Source organism: Companilactobacillus halodurans, from assembly GCF_009600995.1.
GTDB classification, from domain to species: domain Bacteria; phylum Bacillota; class Bacilli; order Lactobacillales; family Lactobacillaceae; genus Companilactobacillus; species Companilactobacillus halodurans.
On record NZ_VDFO01000013.1, the window covers coordinates 47309 to 57728 of the forward strand.

Annotated in this window: 10 protein-coding genes; 8 read left to right on the forward strand and 2 right to left on the reverse strand. The window is 37.3% G+C overall.

What is annotated here, in order from left to right; genetic code table 11:
• Nucleotides 1-2 precede the first annotated feature (2 nt).
• A complete protein-coding gene (locus tag FHL05_RS04800; protein WP_153384342.1) occupies nt 3-215 on the reverse strand; it encodes a DNA-directed RNA polymerase subunit epsilon in 213 nt (70 codons plus the stop codon).
• Nucleotides 216-351: 136 nt separating this feature from the next.
• Entirely contained in the window at nt 352-912 is a 561-nt protein-coding gene (gene def / locus FHL05_RS04805; protein ID WP_153384341.1) for a peptide deformylase, read from the reverse strand.
• 247 nt (nt 913-1159) lie between these two features.
• Between def and FHL05_RS04810 the strand changes: the two genes are divergently transcribed.
• The 8 genes from FHL05_RS04810 (at nt 1160) to typA (ending at nt 10244) form a co-directional block, all read left to right on the forward strand.
• A complete protein-coding gene (locus FHL05_RS04810; RefSeq protein ID WP_153384443.1) occupies nt 1160-2158 on the forward strand; it encodes a D-2-hydroxyacid dehydrogenase in 999 nt (332 codons plus the stop codon).
• Nucleotides 2159-2309: 151 nt separating this feature from the next.
• Complete coding sequence (locus FHL05_RS04815) at nt 2310-3413, forward strand: thiamine pyrophosphate-dependent dehydrogenase E1 component subunit alpha (RefSeq protein ID WP_153384340.1); 1104 nt, start codon at nt 2310-2312, stop codon at nt 3411-3413.
• 2 nt (nt 3414-3415) lie between these two features.
• Nucleotides 3416-4393 (forward strand): alpha-ketoacid dehydrogenase subunit beta, encoded by a 978-nt coding sequence (locus FHL05_RS04820; RefSeq protein WP_153384339.1) that lies wholly within the window; start codon nt 3416-3418, stop codon nt 4391-4393.
• Nucleotides 4394-4421: 28 nt separating this feature from the next.
• Nucleotides 4422-5717 carry a 2-oxo acid dehydrogenase subunit E2 gene (locus FHL05_RS04825; protein WP_153384338.1) on the forward strand — a complete coding sequence of 432 codons (1296 nt, stop codon included), beginning with the start codon at nt 4422-4424 and terminating at the stop codon, nt 5715-5717.
• 6 nt (nt 5718-5723) lie between these two features.
• Nucleotides 5724-7151 (forward strand): dihydrolipoyl dehydrogenase, encoded by a 1428-nt coding sequence (lpdA, locus tag FHL05_RS04830; protein WP_153522174.1) that lies wholly within the window; start codon nt 5724-5726, stop codon nt 7149-7151.
• A 126-nt stretch (nt 7152-7277) separates the two neighbouring features.
• Nucleotides 7278-7568, forward strand: a complete 291-nt coding sequence (locus tag FHL05_RS04835) for a UPF0223 family protein (RefSeq protein ID WP_153384336.1) — start codon at nt 7278-7280, stop codon at nt 7566-7568.
• Complete coding sequence (locus FHL05_RS04840; protein WP_153384335.1) at nt 7555-8334, forward strand: inositol monophosphatase family protein; 780 nt, start codon at nt 7555-7557, stop codon at nt 8332-8334. The genes FHL05_RS04835 and FHL05_RS04840 overlap by 14 nt, the downstream gene beginning before the upstream one ends.
• Before the next feature lie 74 nt (nt 8335-8408).
• Nucleotides 8409-10244 (forward strand): translational GTPase TypA, encoded by a 1836-nt coding sequence (gene typA, locus FHL05_RS04845; protein WP_238706873.1) that lies wholly within the window; start codon nt 8409-8411, stop codon nt 10242-10244.
• The last annotated feature ends 176 nt before the right edge of the window (nt 10245-10420 follow it).

The window sequence follows — 10420 nt, forward strand, 5'->3', positions numbered from 1 at the left end:
AATTAAAACTCCGTCAATTTAAAGTCAGGATTCTTTTTTTCGTACTCGAGATGTTTTTCGTCGAGCTCCTGAATGAATTCAATTTCGTAGTCGGTGTTATCCTCGACTGCTTGACGAACTTCGATGCTTGAAGCTGCGTCCATATAGAGTGAATGTGTAAATTCACGACGGGGGTTATCTATTTCACTTGTTTGATATAAAACTTTATAAATCAATATAATTTCTCCTTTAATCGAATTAAATGAAACAGGTCAGTTTCATTTGACGTTTTTTTCCAGTCCATTTGTGCGTTAATCAATAGATAGCACAATTCTACCATAATAGAAATGGTAAGTATACTTAGGGACTTAATTAAGAAATAACGACGGTACTTGGGTCTAGTTCAAATGGTTCTTTCTTATCGATCTTATCGTAGTATAAGTGGCCATTTAAGTGGTCGATTTCGTGTTGGCAAACGATAGCGGGGTAGCCCTTAACGCGAAGCGTTTGTGAGTTTCCTTCAAAATCATCATATTTAATAGTAATACGGTCAGCTCTGGGAACGAATCCAGGAACATCTTTATCAACTGATAAACAGCCTTCACCTTCAGACAAAGCAGCACGTTGAACTGAATTTCTAACGATTACTGGATTGATCAAAGTGATTTTTAGGAGTGGCTTGTCAGGTTCGTCATCGTTTGGTACGAGAACAGAAGCCATCATTTCGGAAACTCCAACTTGAGGTGCAGCTAAACCGACGCCAGCTCTTAATTGATGTTTTTCAGCATATTCTTCATCTTGACTCTTAACGAGATACTCCATCATATTGGCAGCTAAATTCTTGTCGTCTTCACTTAGTGGAAATTTAACTTTGGTTCCAACTTTTCTTAAAACAGGATCGCCATCACGGACGATATCTTTCATAAAATACATAGTTTCCTCCAAATGTTTAATTGTACAAAATACCTTAGTATATTCATTATAGATTATTTTTCTCTAAAAATAGAAGTAATTGAAAAACTTTTTACCATTTTAATTAAAGAAAACGTTACCATTCATTTCGATGAGATTATCGACAGATATCCTTGGGATATTAAACTTGAGAATGATAAAATATTAGTTGTATATGTTACCGATTTCAATAGGGTTACATAAAATATAACAGCGGAGGTCTTTTATGATGAAGTTAATTGATTATGGCGTTCGGTCAGATGAGAAGCCATATATTGAAGAATGGTCTAAAGAAAATGGAATTGAGGTCAAGATTGTGACAGATCTTTTGACCCCAGAAACAGTTCAAATGGCCAAAGGTTTTGATGGAATCGTAGCTTATCAACAACTACCTTATGATGAAAAAATCTTTGACACGATGAATGAGTTCGGGATTCATGTACTTTCACTTCGAAATGTCGGTGTCGATAATGTTCCTTTTGAAGCTCTAAAGAAGAATCAAATTCGTTTAACTAATGTACCAAGTTATTCACCAGAGGCAATAGCTGAATATTCAGTAACTGGTTTGATGGCTCTTTTACGCAATTTAAAGCATATGATTAGAAAAGTCGATGATCACGACTTTACATGGGCACCTGATATCGGTCGCGAATTGAATCAATTGACAGTTGGTGTAGCAGGAACTGGTCGTATCGGTCGTGCAGCCATGAAAATTTATCAAGGATTTGGTGCAAAAATCATTGCTTATGACAAATTTCACAATCCTGAAATTGAAAAACAAGGCTTGTATGTGGACAGTCTAGATGAACTTCTCAAGAAATCAGATGTCGTAACATTGCATATTCCAAGCCTTGGTAAGGGTCACACTTTGATTAACAAAGACTCAATTTCGGAAATGAAAGATAATGCGATTGTGGTTAATACTGCTCGTGGAGATTTGATCAATACTGAAGATTTGTACGATGCCGTTGTTGATGGAAAGCTTTATGGTGCCGTTTTAGATGTCTATGAAAACGAAGTTGGAGTCTTCAACAATGATTTAAATGGTCAAGAATTAGATGATAAATTACTTGAAAAAGTAGTTAAAAGTCCAAAATTCATTTTGACACCACATATTGCTTTTTACACAACGAAAGCGGTTAAGAATATGGCTACTATTTCATTGAATTCGATGGTTGATGAAATTAAAAATGGCAAATCTGAAAATGAAATTAATTTAGAGAAATAGTTATATTTTTCACAATATTTAGACTAAAAAAAGTTGTTTCCGAAAAGCCGGAACCTCTTGTTTTTTGTTGGATCAATGTTAAACTAAAAATATATGAAAGCCCTTACAAGTTTCACAAGGGATTGAGTTTTTTATGAAAGGACTGTGGAGAATGGCAAGTAAACCAATTGTTGATTTTGAGGCAATTAAAAATAATTTATCAAATGTTTCAAAACCCATTCAAGTTTTAAATGAAAATGCTGAAATTACAGATCAAGAAGTCTTTGATTCTTTTTCTGATGATGATTTAGTTGAATTTATGAAAAAGATGGTATGGGAACGTGCACTACATGAACAGACAATGAACTTCTCACGTCAAGGTCGCATGGGATTTTATGCTCCGACTGAAGGTGAAGAAGCTTCCGAGATGGGAACTGTTCTAGCAATGAAGAAGCAAGATTATTTATTACCAGCTTATCGTGATGTCCCACAATTGATTCAACATGGAGCAACTGTTACTGAAGCTTATCTTTGGTCACGTGGTCATGTGCTTGGAAATGAATTTAAGGCACGTTCAATGATGCCTCAAATTATTATCGGTGCTGCATACGTTGAAGCTGCTGGTGTTGGACTTGGAATTAAGAAGAATAAAGAAGAAGATACGATTGCATTCACTTATACAGGTGATGGTGGTACTTCTCAAGGTGATAGTTATGAAGGTATGAACTTTGCCGGAGCTTATCAAGCACCAGTTCTCTTTATCGTTCAAGATAATGGCTTTGCCATTTCAACTCCTCGTGCTAAGCAAACTGCTGCTCCTACATTAGCCCAAAAGGCTGTAGCTGCAGGAATTCCTAGTATTCAAGTAGACGGAATGGATATTTTAGCTTGTTATTCTGTTGCTAAAGCTGCTCGTGATTATATGGTAGCTGGCAATGGACCAGTTTTGATTGAAACTTTAACATATCGTTTTGGTGCTCACTCAAGTGCGGGTGATGATCCTAAACGTTACAGAACTAAGGAAGAAGAACAACCTTGGTTCGACAAAGATCCATTGATTCGTTTGAGAAAAGTTCTTGAAGATAAAGGACTTTGGTCAGAGGATCAAGAAGATAAATTAGTCGATGAATATAAAGCATCATTTAAAGAAGCAATTAAAGAAGCAGATGCCGCTCCTGCTGATAAAGTTTCTGATATGTTGAAACGTACTTTTGAAATTCCAACTCCAGAAATGAAGAAAGAAATCGATAAATTTGAAGCAAAGGAGTCGAAGTAAAAATGGCTAAGAAAACTTATATTCAAGCAATTACAGACGCCTTAGACATTGTTCTTGAAGATGATCCAAAAACATTGATCTTCGGTGAAGATGTTGGTAAAAATGGTGGTGTTTTCAGAACTACACAAGGCCTTCAAGAAAAATACGGTGAAGACCGTGTCTTCGATACTCCATTAGCTGAATCTGGTATTTTAGGACTTGCAACTGGTTTAGGTTTAACTGGTTGGCGTCCTCTTCCAGAAATCCAATTTATGGGCTTCTCTTTTGAAGCTGTCGACCAAATTGCTGGCCAATTATCACGGATGCGCTTTAGATTCAATGGCCTAAAGAATGCACCGGTAACGATTCGGACTCCTTATGGTGGTGGTACTCACACTGCTGAAATGCACGCTGATAACTTGGAAAACTTTTTCACAGGCGTTCCAGGATTAAGAGTTGTTATGCCAAGTAATCCATATGATGCTAAGGGATTGTTGATTTCATCTGTTGAAAATAATGATCCTGTACTATTTTTGGAAAACTTAAAATTATATCGTTCCATGAAAGATGACATTCCTGATGGGAAATATACGGTTCCTTTAGATAAAGCTAATGTTTCTCGTGAAGGAAATGATATTACAATCGTAGCTTACGGTGCCGAAGTCAATGAAGCATTAAAAGTTGCTGACACATTGGCTGAAAAGAATATTTCAGCTGAAGTTATCGATCTTAGAACAGTTTCACCAATTGATACAGATACGATCTTTAAATCTATTCAAAAGACTCACAAAGTTGTAATTGTTCAAGAAGCACAAAAAATGGCTGGTGTTGGAGCACAAGTTGCCTCAGCTATTGCCGAAGATGCTATTCTTTCTCTCGATGCACCAATTGGTAGAGTTGCCGCTCCAAATAGTGTTTATCCATTTGCATTGGGTGAAGATATTTGGATTCCACGTGCTAAAGAAATTGAAGAAAAAGTAAATGAAATTCTTAACTACTAGTAAGTAATCGAAGGAAGGGAAAACAACTATGGCATACAAATTTAAACTACCTGAACTTGGCGAAGGTATGGCTGAAGGTGAAGTTTCTAGCTGGTTAGTAAAAGAAGGAGACACCGTTAAAGAAGATGACTCTTTAGTAGAAATTCAAAATGATAAATCTGTTGAAGAGTTGCCTTCTCCTGTTGCCGGTACTGTTAAGCAAATTGTTGCTCAAGAGGGAGACACAGTTGAAGTTGGCGATACTTTGATCGTCATTGATGATGGTTCGCCAGATACTGGAGATGATGAGGCTCCAAAGAAAGAAGACAAATCTGAAGATAAGTCAGAAGATAAAAAGGCTGATGAATCTAAAGAAAAAGCACCTGCTTCGAGTGCACCGGCAACAGGCTCAGCTAATAGCGATTACTTAGCAATGCCTTCTGTTCGTCAGTATGCTCGTGACCAAAATGTTGATTTATCTCAAGTAACTCCAAGTGGTAAACATGGTCAAATCACGAAGACTGATGTTGATAGCTTCAAGAGTGGAAATCCTGCAAGTGCAACACAACCAGGAAAGGCACAAGCACAAACTAGTGCACCTGCTGCTCAACCAATCACGCCTTACAAGTCAGCAACGCCTGAACTTGAAACACGTGAAAAGATGTCTATGACTAGAAAAGCAATTGCAAAAGCAATGCTCAATAGTAAACACACAGCTCCACATGTAACGAGTTTTGATGACGTTGAAGTAAGCGCTTTGATGGCAAACCGTAAGAAGTATAAGGCTTTAGCTGCAGATAAAGGAATTCACTTGACCTTCTTGCCTTATATCGCAAAAGCATTGGTAGCGGTTATGAAAGAATATCCAGAATTGAATGCCTCAATTGATGATTCAACTGATGAAATCGTTTATAAGCATTACTACAATATTGGAATTGCGACAAACACTGAGCATGGATTGTACGTTCCAAATGTTAAGAATGTTGATTCCAAGGGAATGTTTGAAATTGCCAAGGAAATCAGTGAAAATTCACAAGCTGCTTATGATAATAAAGTTAGTGCCGATAAAATGTCTGGTGGTTCAATTACTATCAGTAACGTTGGTTCAATTGGTGGTGGCTGGTTTACACCAGTTATCAACTATCCAGAAGTTGCAATTCTAGGTGTTGGTAAGATTGCTAAAGAACCTTATGTTGACGATGATGGCAATATTCAAGTAGGAAGAATGTTGAAACTTTCATTAAGTTACGATCACAGATTAATTGATGGAGCTTTGGCACAAAATGCATTGAACCTCTTGAAGAAATTGTTGCATGATCCAGATATGTTATTAATGGAGGGCTAATTTAAAATGGCAGAAAATGTAATTGAAAAAGAAACTGTTATCATCGGTTCTGGCCCTGGTGGTTATGTTGCAGCAATCAGAGCTTCAGAATTAGGACAAGATGTAACGGTTATTGAAAAAGAAGATACAGTTGGAGGAGTTTGCTTGAATGTTGGCTGTGTGCCATCAAAAGCACTGATTACTGCAGGACACAGACTTCAACAAGCTAAGGATTCAACGACTTACGGAATCACGACAAGCGATGCCAAAATTGATTTTACAAAGACGCAAGCTTGGAAAGATGAAAAAGTTGTTGCCAGAATGACCAGTGGTGTTCAAATGCTTTTAAAGAAGCATCATGTAGAAATTATTCATGGTGAAGCATATTTAGACAGTGACACGCAATTACGAGTTATGCCTAGTGGACCTAGACAATTTATGGATAATGGCGGCGGTCAAACTATCAAATTCAAGAATTTGATTTTAGCAACCGGAAGTCGTCCCATTGAAATTAGAGGATTTAAATTCAATGATCGAGTAATTGATTCGACTGGTGGATTAAATCTTAAGGAAGTTCCTAAAGAATTCGTCATTATTGGTGGTGGATATGTCGGGACTGAATTAGCTGGTGCATACGCTGATCTTGGTTCACATGTCACTATTTTGGAAGGCTCGCCAAATATTATTCCAAACTTTGAAAAAGATATTGTTTCAATCGTCAAAAAGAAGCTTGAGAAAAAGGGCGTTACGATTATTACTAATGCCATGGCTAAAAAGAGTGAAAATAAAGGCGATAGTGTTGAAGTAACTTATGAACTTGATGGTAAACCAACTACTATCACTGCAGATTATTGTATGGTGACCGTTGGTCGTCGTCCTAACACTGATAACTTTGGTCTTGAGATGACAAACGTCAAGTTGTCTGATCGTGGTTTAGTCGAAGTTGACCAACAAGGCAAGACATCAGTTGATAACATCTATGCTATTGGTGATATCACTGCAGGCCCTGCATTGGCTCATAAAGCATTCTTTGAAGCTAAGACGGCTGCTGGAGCAATTTCTGGTAAAAACACTGCTAACGACTATTTAGGCGTGCCTGCAGTCTGCTTTACTGACCCAGAACTTGCTAGCGTCGGTTTAACTGAAAAAGATGCCAAGGATAAGAATATCGACGTCAAAGTTGGTAAATTCCCATTTGCTGGTAATGCTCGTGCAGTTTCACTTGATGATGCCGAAGGATTCGTTAAATTGATTGCTAACAAAGAAACAGGAACTCTCTTAGGTGGTCAAATTGTTGGACCAGGTGCCAGCGACCTTATTTCAGAATTAAGCGTTGCTGTCAACTGTCAACTAAATGCTGAGGATATTGCTTTAACGATTCACCCACACCCAACATTAGGTGAACCAATTCAAGAAGCTGCCGATATTTTGATTGGCTATCCAACACATATTTAAGGATGATTGCGTTTAGAAACCGGAATAAAGTTATTTCGTATACTAAATAAATGAATTCGATAAAAAGCGATGCATTTGTATCGCTTTTTTTGTATAGTAGAATAAAGATGAAAAGGGGTTATTTCTATGCGAAGCAATTACAGTTATCCACTCGATTCGAGTTGGAGCCAAGAAGAAATCGTAACCGTGATCGATTTATATAATGCTGTAGAAAAGGCCTATGAATCTGGAATAGCGAAAGACGAATTCTTACAGAAGTATCGTTTATTTCAGCAAGTTGTTCCAATGAAAATGGATCAAAAAAATTTAGACAAAGAATTTGAAGTTCAATCAGGCTATTCAATTTATCAAGTTTTTAAAGCGAGTCGACGAGTTAAGAATGATGGGAAAGTCAGGGTTTCAAATGAAAATAGATAGTAAAGAAATCGATAATTTTTTAGTTGGCCTCTTAAAACACGTTGGTGAAAGTTTACGTGAAGATTCAATTAAAAAAATGTCGGTTGCTACTAAAAAAAACCGCAATGATTTAGTAACGAATTTTGATAAAAAAACTGAAAAGTTTATCAATAGTGAAATCAAAAAAGCATATCCTGAGGCTACAATCGTTAGCGAAGAAGGGTATGGAGATTCAGTAAAAGATATGTCAGGATTGGTATTTTTCGTCGATCCAATCGATGGAACAATGAACTTTGTTAAGCGTGGGGATGATTTTGCATCAATGATTGGCGCTTACATTGACGGTCGCCCACTAATTGGTGCTATCATAGACGTTATTGGCGAGAAAATTTATCATGGCGGAAAAGAGATTGGACTTTTTGTCAATGATGAAAAGATTGATAATCCAAAGGATTTACCGCTAGTAGAAGGGTTAGTTGATGTTTCGGCACCAATGGCTCTTGCAAATAAATTTAATGTGCAAAGTGTGATTAAAAAAAGCAGTGGTTTCAGGGTTTACGGCAGTGCTGGGATAATATTTGGACATCTATTGACTGGAAAAGAAGTCATGTATATGTCATACTTAGCTCCTTGGGATTTAGCCGCTGGACGTGTTATGTGTGAGGCTTCGGGGATGAGTGTCGTAAGTATTGACGATAGCCCAATTAATATGTTAGAATCACAAGTCGTAATAGTTGGTACCCAGAAAGTTGTTTCTGAGGCACTAAAGACACTTAAAGCGCGTTAATGAACTGTGACAGTCATTCACAGTTTTTTTATTGCAAGTAATGTAAACACGTATTTATGGAAGGAAGAACTAATTTGACTAAGAGAAGAGAAGATATTAGAAATATTGCGATCATCGCTCACGTTGACCACGGTAAAACTACATTAGTTAACGAAATGCTAAAACAATCAGACACACTAGGGAAACACTACGAACTCCAAGATCGTGCCCTTGATTCAAATGCTATTGAAAGAGAACGTGGTATCACAATCCTTTCAAAAAATACAGCTGTTGATTACGATGGCAAGAAAATTAACATTTTGGATACACCAGGACACGCTGACTTCGGTGGTGAAGTTGAACGTATCATGAAGATGGTTGATGGTGTTTTGTTGGTTGTTGATGCTTATGAAGGTACAATGCCACAAACACGTTTTGTTTTGAAGAAAGCTTTGGAACAACACTTAACACCAATCGTTGTTATTAACAAGATTGATAGACCAGGTGCTCGTCCTGCTGAAGTTGTTGACGAAGTCCTTGAATTGTTCATCGAATTAGGTGCTGACGATTCACAACTTGACTTCCCAGTTATTTATGCTTCAGCTATTAACGGAACTTCAAGTTACTCAGATAAGGTTGAAGATCAAGAACACACAATGAAGCCATTGTTTGACACAATCTTAAAGACTATTCCAGCTCCAATTGATAACTCAGATGAACCATTGCAATTCCAAGTTGCTTTGCTAGATTATAACGATTACGTTGGTCGTATCGGTATTGGTCGTATCTTTAGAGGTAAGATCAAAGTCGGCGATAACGTTACTGTTATGAAATTGGATGGTTCAACAAAGAACTTCCGTGTAACTAAATTATTTGGTTTCATGGGCTTGAAACGTGTTGAAATCAACGAAGCTAAAGCTGGAGACTTAATCGCTGTTTCTGGTATGGAAGATATTTATGTTGGTGAAACTGTTACACCAGTTGACCACCAAGAAGCACTTCCTTTGCTACGTATTGATGAACCAACATTGAAGATGATGTTCTTACAAAATAACTCACCATTTGCTGGTCGTGAAGGTACAGAAGTTACTGCTAGAAAGATTGAAGACCGTTTGAAGAAACAATTGCACACTGATGTTTCACTACGTGTCGATGATACTGACCAAGCTGGTGCTTGGATGGTTTCTGGTCGTGGTGAACTTCACTTGTCAATTCTTGTTGAAGAGATGCGTCGTGAAGGTTTCGAATTACAACTATCACGTCCAGAAGTTATCTACAAGACAATTGATAACAAGAAATGTGAACCTTTTGAAGAGGTAACAATCGATACACCTGATGAGTATGTTGGTGCTGTTATTGACTCAATGGCTCAAAGAAAAGGTGACATGCAAAACATGGAAAGTACAGGAAATGGTCAAACAAGACTTATTTTCTCAACTCCATCACGTGGTTTGATTGGTTATTCAACAGAATTCCTTTCAATGACAGGTGGTTATGGTATTTTGAACAACACATTCTCAGAATACAAACCAGTTGTTAAGAACTGGAATCCAGGTAGAAGAACTGGTGCTTTGGTTTCAATCAACCAAGGCCCATCAACTACATACAGTCTTGAATCAGTTGAAGATCGTGGTACATTGTTCATTGGTGCCGGTGTTGATGTATACGAAGGTATGATCGTTGGTGAAAGTAGCCGTGACCAAGATATCGCTGTTACTGTTACTAAAGGTAAGAACCTTACAAATACTCGTGCCGCTGGTAAGGATCACGCTTCTGCTATCAGAACTCCTAAGGATATGTCACTTGAACAATCTATCGAATTCCTAAACGAAGACGAACTTTGTGAAGTAACACCTAAGAATGTTAGATTGCGTAAGAAGATCTTGAACACAAACGAACGTAAGAAGTTCGATAAATCAAAGAAGAACTAATATATTTGATAAATCAAAAAAAGAAATTTAATTAATCATTAAATTTAAATGGCTCTTTGTCAAATCGTATTGATGAATGATTTTTGAGCTTATTAAGTACCCTCATTGAGGGTACTTTTTTTATGCGCAAATCAATCTTATTCTCTTAATAAAATGGTCAAGATTTCTAAATCCAT

Bases quoted from the DNA above. Each gene is read 5' to 3' on its own strand.
- def (WP_153384341.1), bottom strand. From the start codon at position 912: ATGTATTTTATGAAAGATATCGTCCGTGATGGCGATCCTGTTTTAAGA.
- FHL05_RS04820 (WP_153384339.1), top strand. From the start codon at position 3,416: ATGGCTAAGAAAACTTATATTCAAGCAATTACAGACGCCTTAGACATT.
- FHL05_RS04815 (WP_153384340.1), top strand. From the start codon at position 2,310: ATGGCAAGTAAACCAATTGTTGATTTTGAGGCAATTAAAAATAATTTA.
- lpdA (WP_153522174.1), top strand. From the start codon at position 5,724: ATGGCAGAAAATGTAATTGAAAAAGAAACTGTTATCATCGGTTCTGGC.
- FHL05_RS04840 (WP_153384335.1), top strand. From the start codon at position 7,555: ATGAAAATAGATAGTAAAGAAATCGATAATTTTTTAGTTGGCCTCTTA.
- FHL05_RS04825 (WP_153384338.1), top strand. From the start codon at position 4,422: ATGGCATACAAATTTAAACTACCTGAACTTGGCGAAGGTATGGCTGAA.
- FHL05_RS04810 (WP_153384443.1), top strand. From the start codon at position 1,160: ATGAAGTTAATTGATTATGGCGTTCGGTCAGATGAGAAGCCATATATT.
- FHL05_RS04835 (WP_153384336.1), top strand. From the start codon at position 7,278: ATGCGAAGCAATTACAGTTATCCACTCGATTCGAGTTGGAGCCAAGAA.